General features: G+C 35.1%; 20 protein-coding genes. 5 read left to right on the forward strand and 15 right to left on the reverse strand.

The genetic code is table 11. The features are described from left to right. Positions 1-218: 218 nt before the first annotated feature. From leuS to AC6F8J_RS11475, 7 genes are all read right to left on the reverse strand, one after another. Positions 219-2,630, reverse strand: a complete 2,412-nt coding sequence (gene leuS, locus AC6F8J_RS11445) for a leucine--tRNA ligase (RefSeq protein ID WP_500723463.1) — start codon at positions 2,628-2,630, stop codon at positions 219-221. A gap of 55 nt (positions 2,631-2,685) precedes the next feature. Beyond that, entirely contained in the window at positions 2,686-3,396 is a 711-nt protein-coding gene (locus AC6F8J_RS11450; protein WP_500723464.1) for a hypothetical protein, read from the reverse strand. Between the two features lie 304 nt (positions 3,397-3,700). Next, positions 3,701-4,546, reverse strand: coding sequence for a DegV family protein (locus AC6F8J_RS11455; protein WP_500723465.1), 846 nt, complete (start codon positions 4,544-4,546; stop codon positions 3,701-3,703). An 87-nt stretch (positions 4,547-4,633) separates the two neighbouring features. Beyond that, a complete protein-coding gene (locus AC6F8J_RS11460) occupies positions 4,634-5,593 on the reverse strand; it encodes a D-2-hydroxyacid dehydrogenase (protein ID WP_500723466.1) in 960 nt (319 codons plus the stop codon). A 21-nt stretch (positions 5,594-5,614) separates the two neighbouring features. Continuing rightward, complete coding sequence (locus AC6F8J_RS11465) at positions 5,615-7,120, reverse strand: ATP-binding protein (protein ID WP_500723467.1); 1,506 nt, start codon at positions 7,118-7,120, stop codon at positions 5,615-5,617. Beyond that, positions 7,110-7,799 (reverse strand): response regulator, encoded by a 690-nt coding sequence (locus AC6F8J_RS11470; protein WP_500723468.1) that lies wholly within the window; start codon positions 7,797-7,799, stop codon positions 7,110-7,112. The genes AC6F8J_RS11465 and AC6F8J_RS11470 overlap by 11 nt, the downstream gene beginning before the upstream one ends. Before the next feature lie 8 nt (positions 7,800-7,807). Continuing rightward, on the reverse strand, positions 7,808-8,353 hold the full coding sequence (locus AC6F8J_RS11475; protein ID WP_500723469.1) for a hypothetical protein: 546 nt from the start codon (positions 8,351-8,353) through the stop codon (positions 7,808-7,810). A 268-nt stretch (positions 8,354-8,621) separates the two neighbouring features. On the opposite strand from AC6F8J_RS11475, the gene AC6F8J_RS11480 reads away from it, so the two are divergent. After that, entirely contained in the window at positions 8,622-9,854 is a 1,233-nt protein-coding gene (locus tag AC6F8J_RS11480; protein WP_500723470.1) for a diphosphate--fructose-6-phosphate 1-phosphotransferase, read from the forward strand. An 88-nt stretch (positions 9,855-9,942) separates the two neighbouring features. Here the strand turns inward: AC6F8J_RS11480 and AC6F8J_RS11485 are convergent, their stop codons facing one another. Beyond that, positions 9,943-11,067, reverse strand: a complete 1,125-nt coding sequence (locus AC6F8J_RS11485) for an HD domain-containing phosphohydrolase (RefSeq protein ID WP_500723471.1) — start codon at positions 11,065-11,067, stop codon at positions 9,943-9,945. 372 nt (positions 11,068-11,439) lie between these two features. Between AC6F8J_RS11485 and AC6F8J_RS11490 the strand changes: the two genes are divergently transcribed. Continuing rightward, positions 11,440-12,321 (forward strand): cation diffusion facilitator family transporter, encoded by an 882-nt coding sequence (locus tag AC6F8J_RS11490; RefSeq protein ID WP_500723472.1) that lies wholly within the window; start codon positions 11,440-11,442, stop codon positions 12,319-12,321. 75 nt (positions 12,322-12,396) lie between these two features. Here AC6F8J_RS11490 and thrC read toward each other — a convergent pair whose 3' ends face one another. Together thrC and AC6F8J_RS11500 are read right to left on the reverse strand one after the other, a co-directional pair. Then, the gene (thrC, locus tag AC6F8J_RS11495; RefSeq protein WP_500723473.1) at positions 12,397-13,887 is read right to left on the reverse strand and encodes a threonine synthase; all 1,491 of its coding nucleotides are present in this window, start codon (positions 13,885-13,887) and stop codon (positions 12,397-12,399) included. A 172-nt stretch (positions 13,888-14,059) separates the two neighbouring features. Beyond that, entirely contained in the window at positions 14,060-14,839 is a 780-nt protein-coding gene (locus tag AC6F8J_RS11500) for a cell wall hydrolase (RefSeq protein ID WP_500723474.1), read from the reverse strand. Between the two features lie 439 nt (positions 14,840-15,278). On the opposite strand from AC6F8J_RS11500, the gene AC6F8J_RS11505 reads away from it, so the two are divergent. Then, entirely contained in the window at positions 15,279-16,085 is an 807-nt protein-coding gene (locus tag AC6F8J_RS11505; RefSeq protein WP_500723475.1) for a hypothetical protein, read from the forward strand. A 15-nt stretch (positions 16,086-16,100) separates the two neighbouring features. Here AC6F8J_RS11505 and AC6F8J_RS11510 read toward each other — a convergent pair whose 3' ends face one another. Beyond that, on the reverse strand, positions 16,101-16,814 hold the full coding sequence (locus tag AC6F8J_RS11510) for a DUF554 family protein (RefSeq protein ID WP_500723476.1): 714 nt from the start codon (positions 16,812-16,814) through the stop codon (positions 16,101-16,103). A gap of 768 nt (positions 16,815-17,582) precedes the next feature. Between AC6F8J_RS11510 and AC6F8J_RS11515 the strand changes: the two genes are divergently transcribed. Together AC6F8J_RS11515 and AC6F8J_RS11520 are read left to right on the forward strand one after the other, a co-directional pair. Beyond that, positions 17,583-18,035 (forward strand): diguanylate cyclase domain-containing protein, encoded by a 453-nt coding sequence (locus AC6F8J_RS11515; protein WP_500723477.1) that lies wholly within the window; start codon positions 17,583-17,585, stop codon positions 18,033-18,035. 21 nt (positions 18,036-18,056) lie between these two features. Then, on the forward strand, positions 18,057-18,773 hold the full coding sequence (locus tag AC6F8J_RS11520) for a 1-acylglycerol-3-phosphate O-acyltransferase (protein ID WP_500723478.1): 717 nt from the start codon (positions 18,057-18,059) through the stop codon (positions 18,771-18,773). A gap of 116 nt (positions 18,774-18,889) precedes the next feature. Here AC6F8J_RS11520 and hcp read toward each other — a convergent pair whose 3' ends face one another. From hcp to AC6F8J_RS11540, 4 genes are all read right to left on the reverse strand, one after another. After that, on the reverse strand, positions 18,890-20,512 hold the full coding sequence (hcp, locus tag AC6F8J_RS11525; RefSeq protein ID WP_500723479.1) for a hydroxylamine reductase: 1,623 nt from the start codon (positions 20,510-20,512) through the stop codon (positions 18,890-18,892). Positions 20,513-20,675: 163 nt separating this feature from the next. Then, the gene (locus tag AC6F8J_RS11530; RefSeq protein ID WP_500723480.1) at positions 20,676-21,695 is read right to left on the reverse strand and encodes an ATP-binding cassette domain-containing protein; all 1,020 of its coding nucleotides are present in this window, start codon (positions 21,693-21,695) and stop codon (positions 20,676-20,678) included. Continuing rightward, entirely contained in the window at positions 21,688-22,392 is a 705-nt protein-coding gene (locus AC6F8J_RS11535; protein ID WP_500723481.1) for a GTP-binding protein, read from the reverse strand. The genes AC6F8J_RS11530 and AC6F8J_RS11535 overlap by 8 nt, the downstream gene beginning before the upstream one ends. Next, a complete protein-coding gene (locus tag AC6F8J_RS11540; protein WP_500723482.1) occupies positions 22,389-23,633 on the reverse strand; it encodes an ABC transporter substrate-binding protein in 1,245 nt (414 codons plus the stop codon). The genes AC6F8J_RS11535 and AC6F8J_RS11540 overlap by 4 nt, the downstream gene beginning before the upstream one ends. Between the last annotated feature and the right edge of the window lie 238 nt (positions 23,634-23,871).

Genomic DNA, 23,871 nt, shown 5'->3' on the forward strand with positions numbered 1-23,871 from the left:
CAGGTTAAATAGACAAAATTAACTGATATTTTACTTATCTTCTTTTAATTTATTTTTATTTTTCCACATTATCCACAGATTATGCACACTATTGCTAACTAATTATCTTTATGTATGTAATATGTAAATATTCTGTTAAGAAATTATGAAGTTCAAGAGAATAAAAAAAGATCTCTAAGCTTTTTATACTTAGAGACCTTCCCTATTCATTAAAAGTATTAATTTTTAACTACAATATTAATGATTCTACCAGGAACATAGATTTCTTTAACAATAGACTGACCACGAATGACTTTCTCAACCGCTAACTTAGCCTTCTCAAGAACTGAATCTTTTGCCTCTTCAACACCAATGGTAACCGTTGCCTTAACCTTACCATTAACCTGTACGGGCATCTCTATCTCATCTTCTTTCATTTTTTCTGGATCTGCAACCGGCCATGTCTGGTCAAAAACCGTATTTTCTTCACCAATCACTTCCCATAATTCTTCTGCCATATGTGGGGCAAAAGGCGCTAAAAGGGTGATAAGGGTTTTTATGGTATCTAGGTCAACACCCTGATTATTCTTAGATTGATACATCAACTTATTGGTGTATTCCATAAAGGCAGATACCACCGTGTTCATATGGAATGAATCCATACGCTGTGTAACCTCATGAATCAATAAATGTCTTATTTTCTCAAGCTCAGGCGTTACTTTCACTTGACGGTCTTTGTTATCCATAACAAGGTTCCAAACCTTATTTATAAATCTATAAACACCTTCTATACCACGGTCATCCCACTCAGAATCCAATTCAGGTGGACCAACGAAAAGCTCGTAAAGTCTTAATGAGTCACAGCCATAGTTTTCCACCAAATCATCAGGAGAAACAACATTTCCTTTGGATTTGCTCATTTTTGCACCATTTTTACAAATCATCCCTTGATTGAACAATTGGGTAAATGGTTCTTCAAACTCGACTGCACCAATATCATAGAGAAACTTAGTATAGAATCTTGAATACAGTAGGTGTAAAACAGCATGTTCAATACCACCCACATACATATCGACCGGTAACCATGCTTTCATCTTTTCTTTTGAAACCAAAGCATCATTGTTGTTTACATCCACATAACGTAAAAAATACCATGAAGATCCTGCCCATTGAGGCATCGTATTTGTCTCACGTTTACCGGGTCCACCACATTCAGGACAGGTTGTATTAACCCACTCATGAATATCTGCAAGTGGTGATTCGCCTGTACCTGTTGGTTCATAGGATTCCACTTCAGGTAAAGCTACCGGTAGATCCTCTTCTTTTACAGGTACCGGACCGCATTTTGGACAATGTACGATTGGTATCGGTTCACCCCAATAGCGTTGTCTAGAGAATACCCAATCTCTAAGTTTATAATTCGTGGTTTTAACACCAATATTTTTTTCTTCTAAGTAATTTGCTACCACTTCTTTCGCCTGATCCGATGGTATACCATTAAACGTTTCTGAGTTAATCATAATACCGACATCGGAGTAGGCTTCAGCTAAATCGACTTCTACGCCATCCTTAGCGATTACTTGAACAATAGGCAGATCAAATTTTTTGGCAAATGCAAAGTCCCTTTCATCATGTGCCGGCACACACATGATGGCTCCTGTACCATAGTCCGCAAGAACATAGTCCGAAATCCAAATAGGTACTTTTTTGTGATTTAACGGATTGATAGCATAACTGCCAGTAAAAACACCTGTTTTTTCCTTTTCTTGTAAACGATCTACTGAGGATTTGAGGGATGCATTAAATACATACGCCTCTACTTCATGGTTATGCGTCTCTGCCGCTAGAGTCTTGACCAATTCATGTTCCGGAGCCAGTATCATAAAAGTGGCTCCATATAAGGTATCCGGTCTTGTCGTGAATACTTTTATCTTTTCATTATGACCTTCAACTTCAAAGTCCACTTCAGCGCCATGAGATTTTCCAATCCAATCCGATTGCATTTTTTTAACTTTGCTTGGCCAGTTCAGCTCATCCAGGTCATTTAACAGCCTTTCTGCATAAGCAGTAATCTTCAGCATCCATTGTCTAAGATTTTTCTTGGTTACTTCTGCGTCACAACGATCACACTTTCCATCTTTTACTTCTTCATTGGCCAATCCCGTCTTACAACTTGGACACCAATTAATCGGCATTTCCTTCTCATAAGCCAAGCCTTCTTTAAACATTTGTACAAAAATCCACTGGGTCCATTTATAAAAGTTTGGATCTGTGGTATTTACTTCATTATCCCAATTATAAACAGCACTGATTTCTTTTAACTGACGTTTGAAATTTTCTACGTTTTCAGCCGTTGCTTTTGCCGGGTGAACACCCATAGTGATTGCATAGTTCTCAGCAGGTAACCCAAAAGCGTCCCAACCCATGGGATGTAAGACATGATAACCTTGTAGGATTTTGTAGCGACTCCAAACATCACTAAGAACATAGCCACGCCAATGGCCTACATGTAAACCACTACCTGAAGGATATGGGAACATATCTAAGCAATAATAATTTTTCTTTTCTTCACTTGGTAAATTTATAGGGCTTGTCTCCCAATTTTTTCTCCATTTATTTTCTATTGTTTTATGGTTATACAATTTTGACATAATTGCCTCCCTTTTATTGAGTCTTTTTTAAGACTTACTTTCCATGCTTCTCTCATTAATTTATTATCGGGCTATAAGACTTTAAAACATATCGGTTATTCTCAACCGCAACGATTGTCCTATAGGCTCTTGTTGGTTGAAGATCACTATTATAAAGCGAAATGGTGACCAGATATGAATTATCCTCATTCATCTCAATACTGTAGATTTGAGGCTTTTCATTCCATTCAGTGTCCACTGCAGGCATAAGATAAAAGCCTTCTTCATAGACAATTTTTTCTTCTTCGAATGATTCATGATGCGATACAGTTTCACCAAAATACTTATACACAATTTCCTCTACCCTTTGTCCGGGAACATAAAGTATAAACTTAGATGTATCAAATCTTAACTCTTGATACTCATTTTGATAAATATATGATATTGCAAACTTTATACGGTCACTTCCAATAATACCTTCTGTCATATCTCTTTGACTAAAAAAAATATTATAATGAAATGTCTCAAGAAAACTCAAGAGTTGATCCTTAACGTCTTGATTCTCAATCGACTCCGGTGTTACATGTCCAATATCCGTCGTATCTTCGTCTGTTGGTTGTTCTTCTTCCACAGGTGATTGACCGTATAGATCGTCTGTGGTTGCAATACCATTCGTGCTTACGACCACATCCGTTTCAGAATATATGTCATTTGTAACTGTTTTTTTACAGCCTGTTCCTATAAGCACAAGTAAGAATATCAATCCTATTACAATCTTTTTTTTCATTGTCTTCCTCCAGATGTATATTAAGCTTTAAGCTTAATTACATAACAAAGTTTCACTAAATACACTAGAATATATAGATTTTGTAAAAACATTCGCAACTATTTTTTCTTGTGAAAGTTCAACGTATTGTTTTAACACATTAACCTTTAAGTCACAACAAGACGCCTAATCCAAATTAGACGTCGAAAAAAATAATGTTTATATTCCGCTAAGCTGTCGAAGTGTACTTCTAACTTTCCCATACTGTCATATAGATTATGAGAAACTCTTTTTTGACACCTTAATCCTGTTTATATATCCTTGTTTATTTTTTTTTGTAAAAGCATGCCAAAACGCCTGGTCCTGCATGTGTTCCTATGGTTGCCCCAACTTCAGACACTATGATTTCTTTATCCCATTTTAATTCGTGCCTAATCATTTCAATTAACTCATTGGCAAATTCTAAGTCTTGAGCATGGGCTACCATGATTCTGTCACTCTCATAATCCAGATCTTTTTTCATCCGTTCTAAATAATAGGGAATGATTTTTTTGCGTCCTCTAACTTTATGGATGATTTGTGTAAGTGCGTTTTCTACATTCAATATTGGCTTAATATTCAGAATCTCTGCTACCGCTACTTTGGTTGCTTTAATTCGTCCACCCTTCTTTAGATATTCTAATGTATCCACACAAAAAAGATGTTCAATACCATTGTTTGTCAAAGGTTCAATTGCCATGAGAATCTCTTCAATTGACTTATTGTCTTCAACCATACGTGCTACTTCAATTGCAATATATGCCACACCTAAACACAAGCAATTAGAATCAATAATGGTTATATCTTCCTTATTAAATTCTTCCCTTGCCAAGTAGGCCGACTGACATGTCCCACTGGCATTAGATCCTATAGTAATACAAATAATCTGATGGCCTTTATCCAGTTCTTTTTTGAAATAAGTGATGAATCGTTCCGGTGGAATCTGACTTGTTGTCGGCATCTCACCTGAAATAATCAACTTTTCGTAGAACATGCCCGGCGAAAGATCGACGGAGTCTAGATATGTATGACTACCAAAATGAACCGACAGTGGTATAATTATGAAACCGTATCTATCAATGATGCCTTTTGGTAAATCTGCAGAACTATCTACAATAATCTTTATACCCACTGGGCACCTACTTTCTCGAAAACAACCATAGAATACTATTGATAATATACCATATCTCTTTAAATACATCAACTAAGTCCTGATATTTTAAACATCTACTCTTTGATACTTATTTCCTTTTATATACTCTATTATATTGAGTGCCACTTCATCAACAACCTTTTGTCTAGCAGTAAAGCTGGCCCATGCTACATGTGGGGTAATAACCAGTCTGGCGTCATCCAAAATGGGTATAAGTTTGGAGTTCTTACTCATCGGTTCATTGTTTAAAACATCTAAAGCCACACCGGCTATACGATTATGACTTAAGGCTTCCACCAATGCTTCTTCATTAACAATGGCTCCACGACCAACATTGACGAGTATGGGTGTTTTTTTCATCTTAGAAAAAGCCGCTTTGCTAAATAGATTTTTTGTCTGTTCATTTAAAGGTGCATGTATGGTAATGATTTGTGAGCGACTTAACAATTCGTCAAAGCTAACTCGTTCATAGATATCTAGTTGATTTTTACCACTTGTTGAGTAATAGATGACTTTTGCGCCCATGGATTCGGCAATTTTTGCCACTTTGCTACCAATACTTCCCATTCCTACAATGCCCCAAGTCATTTGAGCAATCTCATTTATTTGCACCTCATAATGTGTAAATGCATCATCTTCTATGTACTTGCCGCTTTTTACATATCTTTCATAATAACTCATGTGGTTTACCAATTGTAAAACTAAGGCAAAAGTATGTTGGGCAACACTGTTTGAGCAGTAATCTAAGACATTGCAAACACCCACTTTATTTGATTTTGCAGCCTGTATATCGATTTTGTCATAGCCTGTCCCTGTCATACATATAAGCTTAAGATGTTTTAATGAATCAATGGTTTTTTTATCAAAATAACCTTTGTTGGTTATAACGACTTCTGCTTTAGCGCATCGTTCTATAATCCGTTCTTGATTGGTATAATCATAGTAAGTAACTGAACCAATCGATTCTAGTTTTTTGAAATCTAATTTTTCTCCTAATGATTTTTGATCTAATAAGACTATCTTCATAACAAACCTCACTTCATTATTTCATATGCACGTTTCAGAAGTATTCACTGGTAAACTAATGATGAATGCGCTTCCTTCCTGAACCTTACTTTTGACTCGTATCATTCCATTTTGCCCAATAATCATGGCTTTAGCTATGGACAACCCAAGACCATGTCCACCTGTTTGTCTCGTCCTAGATTCATCTGATCTATAAAAACGATCAAATAGATAGGGTAAATCATTTTTTTCAACGCCAATGCCCGTATCTATTATAGATATGATAACCGAACTATACTCTTGTTTAAGTTTAAACGTGATTTTCCCACCTTCAGGTGTATATTTCATAGCGTTATCAATAAATATTCTAAATGTCTGTTTGATTTTGGCATAATCCAAACACACAAGCACATCCATCTGGATATCACATATAAATGTGTGATTACCCTCATCTACCATCTCCATATCCTTCATGATTTCTGTGGCTAGTTTGCCAATATCAAATATTTCTTTTTCAAATTTTAGAGTTTGATTGTCTGAACGCACCAGTGTCAGCAGATTTTCTACTAAAACCTGCATGTTTTTTGACTCACTTTTGATGGCATCAATGGCCTCTTCTAATATGGCTTCATCTTCTTTACCCCATCTGTCCAACATTCTAACATAACCGTTTACGATAGAAATAGGTGTTCTAAGTTCATGAGAAACATCCGAAACAAATCTTTTTTGTTTATCATAATCTGAACGTATCCGGTCTAGCATATCATTAAATGTCAGAGCAAGATCTTTAAGTTCATACTTAGCTCTTGATACATCTAGATTCCCTTCAACATCGTTAATTGATATTTTTTCCGCAGCTTTGGTCATAGTGTAAATAGGTTTAAATACTTGTTTTAAACGAATCGATCCAATAATTGACATCAGAATAAAACCAATCAACTGACCAAATAGAACCAAGGCACCTAATATCATTCTGCTCTTGTTCATAGACTTAATGTTATGAATAGTTGTTATCTTATAATCAACTTCATAATGGTCATTAATTTTATAGTATCGATTCTCAGATCTTATGATTAGACCTTCATTAAATAATAAAGGTATCCTATCAATAAAAGAGAGACGGTATAAAGATGGTGCAAAGGCGTCACTGGTTATAGTGTAACCAATATCTTCACCTTCTTGTCTAGACATGATTACTTGGACACCTATATTATTTTCAGCTGAAATAGATTCTAATTGATAAGTTAAGGCATCCATATTATATATCCCCATTTCAAATGGAACAACCATTTCAAATACACCTTCAACAATCTCTTCACTTTTTTGTTGTATATCATAAAGGCTAAATCCCACTAATACTATAAAAATCGTCAATAGGGTGGCCATCCAATACAAAATGCCATAATCAAATGAAATCTTTTTACGCATGGATAGTGTTAAGCTTAAGTATATGTATTTAAACACATGACCTATTTCTTTAAATATTCCTACAGGAAAAAGCAACGCTCTTTTTGGACGTTGCTTAGTAACTTTTCTGTTAGGCTTCATTGATGATGTACCCTATGCCTCTGACCGTCTTTATAATCTCAACATTATATTTTTGATCAATTTTAGCTCTTAAATATCTTACGTAAACATCAATGACATTTGTATCACCATAATAGTCATAACCCCATACTTTTTCAAGTATCTTTTCTCTGTCCAATGCAATGTTTTTATTTTCTAATAAATATTTTAAAAGTTCATATTCTTTTTTTGTCAATTCAATGATTTCGTCCTTAAACATGACTTCTCGCTTTAATTTATTAACGACCAATCCTTTATGTGTAAGGGCTTTTAATACATGGTTTTCTTTGGGGCTATCTTTACGCTTTAAAGCCACACGCATTCTAGCTAATAGTTCTTCAATCTCAAATGGTTTGGTCATATAGTCATCGGCCCCCATATCTAGTCCCATAACCTTGTCTGAAACGTCATCTTTAGCTGTTAGCATAATAATAGGAATATTCGTATTGGCTTGTCTTATCCTTCTACAAACTTCTATGCCACTCAGTCTAGGCAGCATCAAGTCCAACAAAACAAGATCTGCCCCACCTTCGTTAAACATTTCCAAGCCCATTCTTCCATCACTTGCTACTACGACATCATAGCCTTCATACTTTAGTTCTAATTCTATAAATCTTGCAATTTTTACTTCATCTTCTATAAGCAATATCTTCTCTTTCATACTTCTCCCTATTTTTCTATGGTAACTTCATAGTAGTCATCATCTTTGTTTTCATCGACTGAGTCTAGTGGCTTATTATTTGGAGGGGTTGTCATATTGCCCCTTTTTGCTGCTCTTTGCTCATTATTATGTGACGAGACCGTCTCTTCTTTTTCTAATACTTTAGGTTGATTTATAATGCCATCAGAAACTTTACTACGCTTGTAAATAGTCACTTGGCTCTCACTTATTAGAATGGCACCGATGCCAATGACCAAAACCCATATTTTTGTTTCCACTTCAAGAAATACAAGGAATAATACAATCATGATCAAAGGCAGATTCAACAGAACCTCTTTTTTTCTATCAATCTTGACATAATAGGTCATCAATTCTTTGGTAATCCGATTTAATTCCGTCATAAACTTAGATAGATTTGATGCCTTCTTTTCTTCAATTAAGTATATAGCAAGTTCTATGTCCCCATTAGCTTTAACTAAATAGCGTTCTGCTTCTTCATAAGTTACATCCATACGAGCTTGTACGGCTTTGACATCCTCACTGGTTATTATCATATTTATCACTTCCTCAGACCTTTAACATAAGGCCATATCATCTTATAGTCCTATAGTAACAGTATAGTATTACTTATGCTTTAGTACAACATTAAAATCGGATTAAAAAGCATTTGTTCTTTCTTAGTCTTAAACTTGATTTTTATATCTGCCTAAGGTACTATAGAAAAAGATTCTTGAAGTCCTTAACTATAACTAAGTTTATCGGGATTTTCTGTTCCTTAGTGGTTCTATTATTCCGTAAACCAACACCTTTAGGAGGAATATCATGTCAAACTGCATAGTTGCCCAATCCGGTGGTCCAACGGCCGCCATAAACGCTTCACTTAGCGGCGTCATTGAAGCTGCTTTCAATGATCCGAATATCGATATCGTTTATGGATCCCTAAACGGTATCGTCGGTATTTTAGAAAACAATATCTTGAACCTGACAACCCTCTTTGGTCATAACCATGAATCCCTAGAACAGCTTAAACATACACCGGCTATGTATTTAGGATCTTGTCGTTATAAATTACCGCATTATTCAAATAATGTTGTTCCTTATGAAAAGATATTTCGATTTTTCGAAGAGAAAAACATCGATTATTTCTTTTATATAGGTGGAAATGATTCTATGGATACAGTTCATAAATTGTCACTATATGCTAAAGATCATAAAATTGATGTCAAAATAATAGGTATTCCCAAAACAATTGACAATGATTTGGTCGAAACAGACCATACACCGGGCTTTGGCTCTGCTGCCAAATATGTCGCTACAACGCTACTTGAGATTGCCCACGACACTTATATTTATAATCTTAAATCTGTCACTATTGTTGAAATCATGGGACGTAATGCGGGGTGGTTAACTGCAGCTTCCGCTTTAGCTCGAACATCTTACAGTACTGCGCCTGACTTAATCTACCTTCCCGAAATGGCTTTTGATGTAAACGCATTTATAGAACGAGTTAAGGCATTACAAAAAACTCAAAAAAATATTATTGTTGCTGTTTCTGAGGGTATTAAGGACAAAGATGGTAATTATATCGCTGCCTCAGTTTCAGGTACTTATGATGCCTTTGGCCATGCCAAACTAAGTGGCGTAGGTAAGACCTTGGAATACTTACTTGCTGATCAACTTGGTTGTAAAGTACGTTCTATTGAACTCAGTGTATTACAAAGATCCGCCGGCCACATTGCATCTTACACTGATATTCATGAAGCTGTATCTGTTGGAAAAGCAGCTGTCGAAGCCGCTACTAATGGCTTAACAGGTAAAATGATGGCCATTAGAAGATTGACTGATATGCCTTATGAAACAATCATCCAACCTGTAGATGTTACCTTAGTGGCTAATCGCGAGAAACCCGTCCCAGCAAATTATATTAATACTACAGGCGATGATGTTACCAGTATGTTTTTAGATTATGCAAGTCCGCTTATTCAAGGCAAAACCTTACTCACCTATAAAAATGGATTACCCCATTATATGAATATTCATCATCTAAAAAACTAAGATACCTCGTGACACATTCTTGTGAGCTATAAATATTATAAAGGCCTGACTCCTTGGAGTTAGGCCTTTATAATATTTATAGGGGCACTTATGCTTCTTTTGCTTCTTTTGCTTCTTTTGCCTTCATCAAACTGTTTACACCGGTTATGGTTACAGATCTCAAGGACCTATCACGCCTCAAATCAAGTATATACGGTACTATTACTTCTTGATTTGCATTCATGATAATTTTCACCTCTGGTCGCATACAAGCATCCTCATGATTAGAAGCAACGATGCCCGTTAAACCGTTGCTTAAAACAACATACGTACCAATTGGAAAAGGTGCCACTTTTTTTGCAAATATTTTTGTGATTTCAAGATCAAACATACTTCCTCCGTTGGCCATAATAAATTCCATTGCTTCTGAAGGCAATAACGCCTCTCTATATGGCCGTAATGAGGTTAAAGCGTCATACACATCTGCCACACCAATTATCCTCGCAATAATAGATATCTGATCTTTTGATTTTTGCATTGGGTAGCCTTTACCATCGTATCTTTCATGGTGCTGAAGCACTGAAACATAAACACTTGTCGGTATATCATATGACTCTTTCAAGTAATTAAATCCAAAAGTTGGGTGTTGTTTTACAGATTCATACTCCTCATCAGTTAGCTTCCCGGGCTTATTAAGAATATCCTTATCGATAAACATCTTGCCAATATCGTGTAAAATAGACGCAAGTCCCACATTAAAAAGATCCGCTTTACTGAGTCCATACTCTACACCTACGAGTATGGATAGTACGGCTACATTAACTGAATGAAAAAAGGTATAATCATCATAAAACTTAAGATCTATTAAGTTAACCATCGTATCTTTATTCTCAAGAACCTGTTCAACAATGTTAGAAATAAGTATTTTGGTATGATTCACTTTATCGATCAATTGTTGGGAATCACTTTTTGATTGGCCTGCATAAATACAAATATCCTTAACCGCTTTAATAGCAGACATTCTAAGCTCGTCACTAATGACATCCTTAATCATAATGTCTTTTGATAATTCATCTTCAATATATATGCCTTGATAACCAAGGCTTTTAATACGTTCTATATAGGACATATGTATGATACTGTTGCTGTTTAATAGCAACTGGTGATTGATGTCGTATAGTTTTTTCCCACAAACCATACCTTCAACAAGTCCTGAAACCGGAACAAATCTCATCTTAAAACTCCTTACAATAATGTTGTCTTGTGTCATCGACTCTCACTACTGAACATGTCATGACAGCATATTTTTGGAGATTGTTAACATCTATGTTACCTATGTATTATATATGAGAATGTTTATTATTTCAACACTACATTCCAGCTCCTTTATTTCAAAGAAAATCCAAACTTCTAAACCCTTGAACATTGTTTCTAATCATGGTAAACTTTAACTCATATTGTGGTAAAAGGGTTAAAACTAAGTTTAACCAAATTCACATACCATATATAAATTACGTTGGTACATTCGTAACTATATATGGTATGTGAAAGTCCAACTATATAGTTTTGACGCCTCAACCTTATTATTGATAGAAAAGGTGAAATCATGTCTAGACATAAAAAAATAAATGAAGTAGCCATTTATGGCCTGATAGGCAATATCGCTCTACTTGTTTCCAAACTCCTTGTAGGATTTACCACAAGAAGTCAGTCTATGATTGCCGATGGTCTAAACAGTGCCGGAGACGTCTTTTCATCTGTTATGACCTATATCGGCAATCATATTTCTGCCAAACCTATAGATGATGATCATCCTTACGGCCATGGAAAAGCTGAATATATTTTCAGCATGATTATTAGCTTTTCTCTACTGCTTGTAGCTTTTTCTATTTTTCGTTCATCTTTAAACACATTGATTTTCGGTTCTGAATTCACATATTCTATTTGGCTCATACTTGTTGGTTTGTCAACCATTGTCATTAAGTTCATACTCTATATATTTGCAAGACGTGTAGGAAAAATACATAACAGCCTCTTGGCCCATGCTAACGCAGAAGATCACCGAAACGACATTTTTATTACATCATTTACACTATTAAGCATTTTATCCGGCTATTTCGAACTATATTTCATCGATAGTATCGGTGGTATGCTCATTTCATTCTGGATCGCTTTTAGCGGTTTTAAAATCTTCACAGGTGCTTACAACGTCCTTATGGATACCAGCATAGATACCATGCTTATGAAACAGTTTTCGGATATCATAAAAGAAGTTGAGGGCGTTGACCATATAGATGCCATCTCTGCTAAACCTGTTGGTCTTCATTTTCTTCTAATCGTAAAAATATCCATAGATGCAAATCTAACTGTTTATAAAGGCCATGAGATTGCCAGCGAAGTACGCCAAAAGCTAGAATCCATAGACAACATCGAAGAGGTCGTTGTACATGTCAACCCCGCTCAATTTCATCCTGAACGAATGTCTTAATTCTTTAGGGCTAGAAAACACACTCATAAAGCCATGCATTGTCAAAACGACAACACATGGCTTTCTTATTAATTCCTATATTTTTAGGAATTTTTTAATAATGGTTTCCATTTCATCATGCTTACAGATTGTATTATGACGAACGTTTGCTTCTAATATTTCATGAATGGCACCAGGTATTTCTACACCTGATTTTTCTTTCATTTTATCAATCAGTTTAAAATCATCAATTTGATTATACTCTTCATCCAAAGAAATCATTGTACTTTTTGTGAACTTGTATGGACTGGCTGTTGATACAACAACTGTTTTAGTCTGATCACCACTTTCAGCCATATATTTTTCATAGACCGCATAGCCTACTGCTGTATGAGGGTCCATTAGGTAATTGTTTTTCTCAAATATTTTTTTAATGGTCTTTTGAGTTTCTACTTGATTTGCATAATTGCCGTAAAATTCGGATAAACCCTCTTTCATTTGATCCGTCACTTCATAAAATCCATTAGAAGTTAGACTTTCCATCAACGCCTTTGTTACCGTTGAATCTGCTCCTGCAATTTCATAAATCAATCTTTCTAAATTACTAGAAATCAAGATATCCATAGAAGGGGAAATCGTAAGCATAAATGGTCTTTGTCGATCATACTTACCTGTTCGAATAAAATCAAAAAGTACTTTATTATCATTCGATGCACAAATAAGCTTTCCAAGAGGCAAACCCATTTCTTTAGCATAATAAGCCGCAAGAATGTTTCCAAAGTTACCTGTTGGAACCGCTACATTAATGGTTTCCCCTTCTCGAATTTCTTTTTGTCTTACCAGTGTTGCATAAGTATAAAAATAATACGCAACTTGAGGTATCAACCGACCGATGTTTATTGAGTTCGCGGAGGAAAATTGAAAACCGCCACGTTCTAGTTCTTGGTTAAAAGTAGTATCAGAAAAAATACGTTTGACACCATTTTGTGCATCATCAAAGTTACCTTCTATACCGACAACAAATGTATTATCACCTTTTTGTGTCACCATCTGCTTCTTTTGAATGGGGCTAACGCCATCTTTTGGATAGAAAACAATAATCTTAGTATTTTCAACATCAGCAAAGCCAGCTAAAGCAGCTTTACCTGTGTCACCTGATGTCGCTGTTAGAATAACAATGTCTTTTTCTATGCCTATTTTTTTGGCAGCGGTCTTCATTAAATAAGGCAATATGGACAAAGCCATATCTTTAAATGCTATGGTAGAACCATGAAATAATTCCAACATATATACATCCCCTACTTTGATTGTAGGTGCAATGGCTGTTGTATCGAATTTATGGTCGTAGGCCTTATAGATACATGCTCTTAGCTCTTCTTCTGTAAAATCTAGATAATAAAGTGACATAACTTCATAAGCAATGTCTTGATAGTTCATTTCTGATAATTCTGCCATAGTTTTTTTCATTTTTGGAATATATGAAGGTACATACAGACCACCATCTTCTGCTAAACCTTTTACTATTGCATATGATGCTGAAATATTTTTTTCAAGTCCTCTTGTGCTCTTATATAAAAGCTTATCCATCTCTATTCATCCATCCTTATTTCATTTTTTAGTGATTATATCACACTTAACTCAAAAAGACAATTGTTTGCCTATTGCGGACATATATTTATAGTAGAAAAATAGGCCTTTTTAAGTATTAAAAAATATCCATAGGCTAATCGCACCTAAGGATATCCTGTTTAAGTTTTATCTAATACTTATAAAAGTGATGGCTACCATGTTGAAATAAAAAAGTCAAATTATCATCAAACCAGCTGCTGGCATTTTCACTGGCCAATGACTTCGACACAAAAAACAAGGCACCATTAGAATAATCTACGCCCTTAAGTGCCTGTTCAACAGCCTTGACTGTAGAATCTTTTATTGTTACTCTAAAATATCTACCGTCATCAATCGGGGAAAATTGTGCTCTATTTCCTGTTCTCTGATGTACAACTTCATAGATAGTATTTGGAAACCTTCTACTTGCAACTCTGTTCATTACAGTATTCGCAACTAATATTTTCCCTTTTAAATCTTCACTGGTTGCTTCTGCTTCAACAATCCTTATCAAAGCCGTGTAATCTTTCAGATTCAACAAATTAATTTGACTTTCTTCTAAGTTATTTGTTGCTGTTTGAAATACTCGGTCTTGCTCATCTTCTTTCGCAAGGGTTACAGCCTCTTCGGCCTCATTTTGTAATGCATCATTGTCACTGGACCTTGCGAAGGTTTCGTACGAGGATTCTTCTGAAGTTTCAGCTACAGTTATTGTCTCTTCAATCCTATCTTCACTCTGATCATCGTCTTCTGTCTCATATAAAACAATATGATCAATCGTTTTTGTCTTCGCAAATCCATTAACACTTAACATCACCACCGCTACAACAAATACGCCCGAAAAAATCATAAGGCCAGTTGTATATACTTTTTTTGAAATGCTTTTGTGGCCAAACCACATGCTTTCAAATAGATGTTTCAGTTTAAACATAATAGACTCCTTTTGTACTTCTCTTAATAATCGAAATAATAGTGTCAGTGTGTTATATTGATGTGACTACTGAATTATAGGTGACCTCACTTTGATAGTCAATATCATAAGTATCGATTTGGTGGTTATCCTGTATTTTTCAGAATATTCTGTTATTTAAACTGTGCATAAACAATAATTTTTAAGCATTATTTAATTATTTTTGGTATGTTTTACATATGTTTTTTTTTTTTTGTTAAATTTGTCCTTGATTTATAGCGCAATAAAACCATTCATTAAATGATCAACAAGGTTTTTTCATATTTTTCTCTCTTTTTTTTTACATTAATTATGGTTAAAATGGCATTATGACATTCATACATGTCTTTTATATGTCTAAATAATAACTTTATCAAATTATGTTATAATGCATTTAACCCATTTTCTAAGGAGTAAGCCTATGGAATCTTTAACAGGTGTTTATAAAAGTTTTAAAAAAAATGGTCAAATTTATTACCGTTCATCTATCACTTATGGCGGAAGACATATAAGTCTTGGTAGCTATGAATGCCCTTTCAAGGCCCATAATGGCTATTTACTTGCCAAAGAAATTATTAATACACCAAGTTTATCTCTTTACGACTATGAAGAAGATATGTGTTTAGATTTCCACAAATGGGTAGTGCTTATGAACTATAGAGATCATCATTATTACTTTTCCACACCCATTTATATGCATAAAAACTATTTTTCATATTTTATTTCCTACTCCGAGGAGCTTCTTTTTGATATTCAAGATCTTTTCTACTATGCAAATCATAAAATTCATAAACGTCAAGGTTATTATTTTGTTAATGATTATGGCATGCAAGTCAATATAATGACTCGCTATGGTGTTAAAAATCATAGTGTCCTTGGTCGTGACCATCGTTTTGTAGATGGTGATAGTCATAACTTAAGGTATGATAATATACAAATCATCAATCCATATTACGGTGTCGTACTAGAGCGTCCCTTGGTTGCTCCCACTTACAAGTCCACTCTTAATATTCATGGAAATTATGTTATTGGACGTTATAAAGACATGGAAACTGCAGCAATTGCTTATAACAAGGCGATAGAGTACCTTCACAAAAATGGTATTGTCCATAAAGATTTTCCTAAAAATTATATCTCTGATATGGATCAAGAAACCTATGAAGCCATATACAAAAAAGTGAAAATAAGCAAAAAAATACTGAACTTAAAAAAGTCCAGTACTAAATAATTTTACGGTCAGCCATTATGATAAAATCAACTTAATTAATGGTAAAATTAGCATAAAGTATATTGGAGGAACAAGAATTGCAGGTAGCAAATTAGCCGTTTTTACTTTTTTTACTTCTAAAAGACTTAGACCCAAACTAAAAATCAATATACCTCCAATAATGGAAATCTCTCGAATAACTTCACCTGTCAATACAGGTTCTAATCGAGATGCAAATAAAACAATCGCACCTTGGTACAACAAAACGGATAGGGATGAGAAGATCACTCCAATTCCAAGAGAAGATGTTAAAATAATCGAGGTGACACCGTCTAGTACGGATTTGGCGTATAGCATATCGTGATTGCCTCTAAGTCCACTCTCGAGTGACCCTAATATAGCCATCGTACCAACACAAAACAAAAGGCTTGCCGTAACAAAACCTTGGGCAATATTGTGTTCACCATTACCGACTTTACTCTGCAGGAAGAGACCGAGTTGCTCTAATCTTTTTTCTAAATTAACCCACTCCCCAAATATACCACCTATGACAAGGCTGACAATAAACAATATCGGTTCCCCACCATTCATCATTCCATTTAAGGTTGTTGCAATCCCGATAAATAAAACCGATAAACCGACCCCATGCATAACAATCCATTTATAACGATCTTTAAGTCCATTTTTCACTAAGATGCCTATAATGCTTCCCAGTAAAATGACACCCGCATTTACATAAGTTCCTAACATTTTTTTCTCCTCACCTTTATTCTTAAACTATTATACACATAATCATATAAAATGGCCAATGATTTTTCTTTTATCTGAGGCCTATTTTGGATATGCAGCTTTTTTATACTATGGTATAATGATTAGGATATAAACTTTTTGTAAGATATATGCTTCTCACTATAGATAGATACAAGGGGGTCAGATAATATGAATAGTGACAATTCTTTTTTTAGTGTCCAAAAACACGGAAAGATTCAGTATGTTGTCCTTCGTTTTCTTTTGATTGCCTTCTCCTTTCTAGGGTTTTTAGTTCTGTTTTTAGGCATTTTTTGGGGTTATGAACCTCTCGCCACAGTTGTTTCAATAGTTTTTATTGTATTTTGCCCAACTTGTTTTATACTCTTAAATCAAGTTCAACACCCCCTCTATATTAAAATCATATTTATTCTTTTTTTAGATTTTATATATTTTCCCATAGCATGGATGACGTCCATTAATGCCTTTAAGATTATGCCTTATTCTAGTATCTTGTTTTTAGTAATTACATTTCTACTCGTAGAGTATAGAAGCGAGTTCATTCTACCTACACTTTTTCTAATTTATGCCGTAATACTTATGTATATTAAGGTCAGATGGCCTTTATCCTTCACTTTAATCTATGATAGTCCTTCTAGTTATATGCTTACATTCTTAAGATACTTTATCGTTATTTTATTAGTCCTGGTCATTTTTTATATCCTCTTTTCCAACTACTTTGAAGTCACAAGAAGTTATAATCGAAAAAGCATGTATGATGAATTGACCGGTTTATTCAACCGATCATACGGCCTCAAACAACTACAAGGATTATATGAAATACAGCATGATCAACTGGATAAGCATACATTAATTATAATTGAACTTGATCATTTTAAAGCTTTTAATCAAAAAAACGGTGTTCTGGCAGGGGATACATTTATTAAAACCTTAGCTCATCTTGTGAAAAACAATACAAGATCCAATGACTTGTGTTTTCGTTATGGCGGCAATACCTTTTTACTGCTTTTAAACCATACTGACCTAAGTCAAGTCAATATTTTTTTACTGCGCATTCAGAATGCTTTCGAAGAATTGCTTACCCATTATGAAAAAAGCGACTTGTCTTTACTTGTCGGCAAGGCGAATTTTGATTATAATAATCTAACTGAGGTCATTAAGGCAGCAGAATTGGATTTATCACTTCATCGTACAAATGCTTAATAACTTTTATTGGAGGACAACATGATTAGAACTTACTTTTTTTATTTCGTACTTGTTTCATATCTTCTTCTTTCAGGATTTGCTTATCTTTGGTACCTCTTAATTGGTCTTTTTAGTAAAAAGCATCAAAACGACTATATTCATAAAACGACCGCATCTTGGGGTCGTTTTATGGTTGCACTTTCTTCGAGTAAAGTTGAATTAGTGAATCTTCAAAAAATACCGGAAGGTAATGTTCTTTACGTTAGTAACCATCAGAGTAACTATGATATTCCTTTATTACTTGGATATTTGCCAAAGCCCAAAGCCTATGTAGCAAAAATCGAATTATCAAAGGTACCAATCATTAGCCATTGGATGCGTGTTATGGGTTGTCTTTTCTTAGACCGTGGTAACTTAAAACAGTCTCTAAAAGTCATATTACAGGGTGTTGAGGATCTAAAAAATGGTAAAACTTTGGTCATTTTCCCAGAAGGAACACGATCAAAAAATTATAAGATGGGCGATTTCAAAAAAGGCAGTCTGAAGCTTGGCATTAAAGCCGGTGTTCCTATCGTACCTATCACCATCGATGGGTCTTTTAAGATGTATGAGGCGAAAAAGGCCATCACAAAAGACCATGTTCGTATCATCGTTCATGATCCAATCTATCCCAATCAGCTAAGCAAAGAAGAACAGGATAATCTATCTGAAACAGTGCGGCGCATTATTATTACACCTATAGCTGATTTACAATAGAGCCACTTATAAGATAATTTGTAATCCGCTATTTTACAAAGCGCCAATTCACTTAAATGAATTGGCGCTTTGTTTTGAAATTCATCCTATAGGAATAAAATACTGGCTTTGATATATTATGCCATAAACATTTTTATATCCTCTTCAACTGTACCAATACCTGCTATGCCAAAGGTATCAATAAGAACTTTTGCAACATTAGGAGAAAGAAAGGCCGGTAATGTAGGACCTAGGTGAATATTTTTAACACCCAAAGATAAAAGTGCCAATAATACAATGACTGCTTTTTGCTCATACCATGCAATGTTATAAGCAATCGGTAATTCGTTAATATCATTAAGCTCAAAAATCTCTTTAAGCTTTAAAGCTATAACCGCAAGTGAATACGAGTCGTTACACTGACCGGCATCTAATACTCTTGGTATACCACCGATATCACCAAGTGGTAGTTTATTATATCTATATTTTGCACATCCGGCTGTAAGAATGACTGTATCTTTGGGTAGCTCATTTGCAAACTCAGTATAATAATCTCTATCTTTCATACGGCCATCACAACCTGCCATAACAAAGAATTTTTTGATTGCACCTGATTTGACTGCATCCACAACTTTATCTGCAAGAGCAAATACTTGCGCATGTGCAAATCCACCCACGATTTCTCCTGTTTCAATTTCTGTAGGTGATGGGAGTGTTTTTGCCATTTCTATGATTTGTGAGAAGTCTTTTTGGCCGTTTTCATCTTCTTGAATATGTGTAGATCCTGGGAATCCTGCTGCACCGGTTGTAAATATTCGCTTAACAGTTTCACCTTTGGGTGGTACTATACAGTTGGTTGTAAATAGGATTGGACCATTAAAGGATGCAAACTCTTCTTTTTGTTTCCACCAAGCATTACCATAGTTACCTACTAAGTTCTCATAAGCTTTAAACTTTGGATAATAGTTTGCCGGCAACATCTCACTATGGGTATAAATATCAACACCCGTTCCTTTTGTTTGCTCAAGTAGCATCTCCAAGTCGTTTAAATCATGACCGGAAATCAAAATTGCAGGATTGTCTTTAACACCTATGTTTACTTTAGATAATTCCGGGTTACCGTAAGCTGTTGTATTGGCCGCGTCTAAAAGAGCCATAGCTTTCACACCATATTCTCCTGTTTTCATTGTTAATGCCACCAATTCATCCGCTGTCAAAGTGTCATCAAGTGTTGCTGCTAATGCCTCATATGTAAATGCATACAGATCATTATCCTCTTTACCTAAGTTTAAAGCATGTTGGGTATAAGCTGCATACCCTTTTAATCCATAAATAATTAATTCTCTTAGTGATCTTACATCTTCATTCTCAGTTGCTAAGACACCCACTGAAACCGCCTTAGCATCCATGGATGCGTCTGTTGTTACTGTAAAAGTGGCCGCATCGTGGAAATCTGCTTTAACTACATTTCTTAATTCATCTCTTATTTCTAGATTTTCTCTTATTTGTTCACGTATTGCTTCCGGATCAAAGTTGGCATTGGTAATGGTCTTAAACAAACTATCTATTACTACCTTATTGATCTTTCCAAGGCTTGCCACATCTAGTCCACTTTTTACAACTATATCTGCAATACCTTTTGTCGAATAGATTAAAAGATCCTGAAGATTTGATACTTCCTCATCCTTACCACAGACACCTATAACTTCACATCCGGTTCCTTTTGCTGCTTCTTGACATTGATAACAAAACATACTCATTAGAATACCTCCATATAATTGATTTATTATTACCGATTTGTTAATCCTTAACCATCTGTCATGATTAACTCTGATAAAATTATAACCTACCCAAACACATTAATCGGTATCTTATGTTACCATCTATAGTGTAAACTTCTACTTTGTCTTTTATGTGTTCTCACTATACAAACATTGTTTGGTCAATTCTATTACCCAATCTAAGATTATGTCTTAGATTACCAACGATTTTATCTAGCTTTTCAAGCTCGGATAGGATTCTTTTCTCTTCATCATCCGTTGATATGATTTTGTGTATTCCCCCGTTTTTTATTATTATTCTTTGATCAGCCATCAAAGCCAATGTAGGATCATGGGTTGCTATAAGAACAATTTTCTCACTGTTCACTAAAAGCTTAAGCGCTTTTTTTCTATCAATGCCTGCATTTTCTATTTCATCAATCAGTATAATGGGCGACGTACTGAGTATGGCCGTATCTGCTATCATTAAGGCTCGAGACTGTCCACCACTAAGTTCAGTAACCGGTGTTGTCCTCATAAATTGTTCTCCTGCTAACTGATTAGCTGATTCTAATATGGTATTAATAACCTGATTCACATTTTCTACCATACGACTTTTTGCATGAAGCTCAAGAAATTCCTCAACCGTTAAGTCCATGACAAAATTCATATTCTGCGACAATTGGGCTACCAGTTTATTGCTAGAAGAAAATCTCCATTTAGTATCTGCTACTTCATTGTTAATTAATATACCTCTTTTTGTAGGTGTATCGTAATTGGCCGTCCATTCAATATCTGCAAGTAATCTACTTTTTCCGGAACCGGTCGGCCCAACGATTGAAACAATGTCACCACTTCTTATCGTGATGGGTTTAAACGCTTCTTTCTGACCGACTTTATCCTGCCCGGGCAAAATAGTAATCGACCTAACTTTTTGTTCTTCTTTTAAACCTAAAAAACTAAGCATTTGAAGAATGTAGGCCAAAAGATCATTCTCAATCTTTTCTTTATCCATTGCCCATGTTTCAATATATTCCTCATCAAATTGGTCTAAATATTCTTCAAAGGTCATTGTACCAAAACCTTCAATATCCAACTTATTATTTTCAAAATATGTTCCTACAAATGGATAACGAAGAAATAAATCATCCAAAGTCATATTCTTAAGTTTCTTTTCATCCATCATTTTGATCACCCAATTCCATTTTTCTTACATTGCCTAGTTGATAATCGTCACCAATACGTGTTTCTCCTAAACAATAAGAGCATAAAGCAGAAGGCATAGAAAATTTTAATTCTTTACCTTTGACTGTGAGTACATCTTCTTTTTCATCATATAAGAGTGTACTTAGTTCATAAGCACCTTGGCCGGTCAATCCATTTATATGCATGACGATGGCTTGTGGATTAACAGAACTTACTTTTGAGGCAAACACTTCTCGTTCTGCTTGAGAAACAATATCCCCTTTTGTAATTACAACAATATCTGCTGATTTTAACATCGGTCCGATTTTTTTAGGTGTGTTTATACCCGACAGATTATCGATAACACAAATTCCTTGAATCTCTTTGATATAGGGGGAACATCGATTACAAAGACCGGCACTTTCAGTAATCAACAAATCCAAGGCTTGTCTTCTGCCCCATTGAACGACTTCTTCTATATTACTGACAAAAAAATGGTCCGGACATAAAGCGCCAGAGAGTCCTTTTTTTACAGGTACACCTACCTTTTCATACAATTGATCATCATCTGTATAAAGACAATCAAATTTTACCACGCCTACTTTTAGACCCCGATTTTGAACCGCTTGAATTGTTTTTAATATAATGGATGTCTTACCTGATGAAGGTGGTCCTGATATGGTTACTAGATTCATAATTGCCTCCTACCACTATTATGATCAAATAGCTGTTCAAGTTTCTTTATAAGTTGACCTATATCATTGTCATTGATGAAGTCCCAACCCAACCACATATATGGGTTGGATTTTGGCACCATATTATCTACCTCAGGATGTACACTTGGAAATCGACCTTGATGTGAGAGGATCTCTCCCACCGCTTTGGATGAAAAGAAGTCTATAATCGGTTGAAGCTCTTTTTGTTTACGTGTCTTTGACAGCATAAAAATCGGGCTAATTATTGCACCATCTCTTGGCCATACCACCTCCATCGGCCCACCTGCTTTTGTCATCTTCGTGAAGAAATAAGGCATAATTGTAATAGCCGGTCGATTGGATTTCTTTTTATGAGATTTCACCATTTCGGATGGATGCATGCTTTTCAACAAGGATTTTCCCAGTTTTTGTATGCCTGTTTCACCATAATTCTTATATATATTTAACAGTATAGCATTGAAAAGATCAAAGTCGCCAATAGGTAAAGAGACAGAGTTCTCATATTCCGGGGCTAACAACGTTTTCCATGACGTTGGTATTTTTCTTGTCCCCAATTCTGATGTATTCACCAAAAAAATGGCCGGTACAACTCCCAACATGGCATAATGACCTGCCGGATCTTTCAGCCTCAGCCCCTCATGATTAAAATCTTTATTATATGCCTTTATTGGTGTATAGTCTTTAAAGGCATTTTCTGCTCTATATTTGCCCATCAATCGTCGATCAAAAAACAAGTCAAATCCTGCCGATATAAATAAGTCTGAAATTGTATCAATAGAAGTGGATGCTTCTAGTGCGGCTTTAAGCCAGTCAACACCCATAGAGGCAGCTTTAAAGTTATAATCAAGCCCCTTGACCCATTGCTCATCTTGACTACCTAGCCAACTTTCTAATCCTTCTAACAAAGGTATTTTTACAGGACAGGGCAAAACGCCTTCAACTTTTATCATAGGATTATCTTTTACTTCTCTATTGTTTAGACCTTGATCTACACCTTTGCGGTTTTCTTCTATGGCTTCAACCAATCTTTCCTCAAAAGTTTTAACATCGATTTCTTTTAATTGCAATACCATCTCAAGGCTAATGGTTTTTCCTATGGTTTCTCTTTGGACAATATCTTTCATTTGCTCAATACCGACTGACACCAATAAAGTTATGGCTTCTTTATATTTTTGGGTTATGTTGTAAACGGTATCTTTTATATCAAAATATGTATTCATAATCCTCGCCTTCTTTCTTTGTGATAGTGTATATATGGTTGAGGCACCTAAACTATATCGTTAAACTTTCACTTACTATTTATGTGAATGGAGTATAGCTCAGTTTAATCCTTTAATCATGATTATAATCTATCTTCCTTTACTAATCTGTAACATTAGTTACCACTGACATCAAAATATAAAAGCATCCGGCTTACAAAAATGATTGAAAGCCCGACGCTTTTATGTTTTGATATAT

Source organism: Petrocella sp. (assembly GCF_059865615.1).

What these genes read in the sequence shown, in the direction of transcription:
- AC6F8J_RS11530 (WP_500723480.1), bottom strand. Translation starts at nt 21,695, where the DNA reads ATGGATGAAAAGAAACTTAAGAATATGACTTTGGATGATTTATTTCTT.
- hcp (WP_500723479.1), bottom strand. Translation starts at nt 20,512, where the DNA reads ATGAGTATGTTTTGTTATCAATGTCAAGAAGCAGCAAAAGGAACCGGA.
- AC6F8J_RS11520 (WP_500723478.1), top strand. Translation starts at nt 18,057, where the DNA reads ATGATTAGAACTTACTTTTTTTATTTCGTACTTGTTTCATATCTTCTT.
- AC6F8J_RS11515 (WP_500723477.1), top strand. Translation starts at nt 17,583, where the DNA reads ATGTATGATGAATTGACCGGTTTATTCAACCGATCATACGGCCTCAAA.
- leuS (WP_500723463.1), bottom strand. Translation starts at nt 2,630, where the DNA reads ATGTCAAAATTGTATAACCATAAAACAATAGAAAATAAATGGAGAAAA.
- AC6F8J_RS11480 (WP_500723470.1), top strand. Translation starts at nt 8,622, where the DNA reads ATGTCAAACTGCATAGTTGCCCAATCCGGTGGTCCAACGGCCGCCATA.
- AC6F8J_RS11485 (WP_500723471.1), bottom strand. Translation starts at nt 11,067, where the DNA reads ATGAGATTTGTTCCGGTTTCAGGACTTGTTGAAGGTATGGTTTGTGGG.
- AC6F8J_RS11540 (WP_500723482.1), bottom strand. Translation starts at nt 23,633, where the DNA reads ATGAATACATATTTTGATATAAAAGATACCGTTTACAACATAACCCAA.
- AC6F8J_RS11500 (WP_500723474.1), bottom strand. Translation starts at nt 14,839, where the DNA reads ATGTTTAAACTGAAACATCTATTTGAAAGCATGTGGTTTGGCCACAAA.
- AC6F8J_RS11505 (WP_500723475.1), top strand. Translation starts at nt 15,279, where the DNA reads ATGGAATCTTTAACAGGTGTTTATAAAAGTTTTAAAAAAAATGGTCAA.
- AC6F8J_RS11535 (WP_500723481.1), bottom strand. Translation starts at nt 22,392, where the DNA reads ATGAATCTAGTAACCATATCAGGACCACCTTCATCAGGTAAGACATCC.
- AC6F8J_RS11475 (WP_500723469.1), bottom strand. Translation starts at nt 8,353, where the DNA reads ATGATAATAACCAGTGAGGATGTCAAAGCCGTACAAGCTCGTATGGAT.
- AC6F8J_RS11460 (WP_500723466.1), bottom strand. Translation starts at nt 5,593, where the DNA reads ATGAAGATAGTCTTATTAGATCAAAAATCATTAGGAGAAAAATTAGAT.
- AC6F8J_RS11510 (WP_500723476.1), bottom strand. Translation starts at nt 16,814, where the DNA reads ATGTTAGGAACTTATGTAAATGCGGGTGTCATTTTACTGGGAAGCATT.
- AC6F8J_RS11450 (WP_500723464.1), bottom strand. Translation starts at nt 3,396, where the DNA reads ATGAAAAAAAAGATTGTAATAGGATTGATATTCTTACTTGTGCTTATA.
- AC6F8J_RS11470 (WP_500723468.1), bottom strand. Translation starts at nt 7,799, where the DNA reads ATGAAAGAGAAGATATTGCTTATAGAAGATGAAGTAAAAATTGCAAGA.
- thrC (WP_500723473.1), bottom strand. Translation starts at nt 13,887, where the DNA reads ATGGATAAGCTTTTATATAAGAGCACAAGAGGACTTGAAAAAAATATT.
- AC6F8J_RS11465 (WP_500723467.1), bottom strand. Translation starts at nt 7,120, where the DNA reads ATGAAGCCTAACAGAAAAGTTACTAAGCAACGTCCAAAAAGAGCGTTG.
- AC6F8J_RS11490 (WP_500723472.1), top strand. Translation starts at nt 11,440, where the DNA reads ATGTCTAGACATAAAAAAATAAATGAAGTAGCCATTTATGGCCTGATA.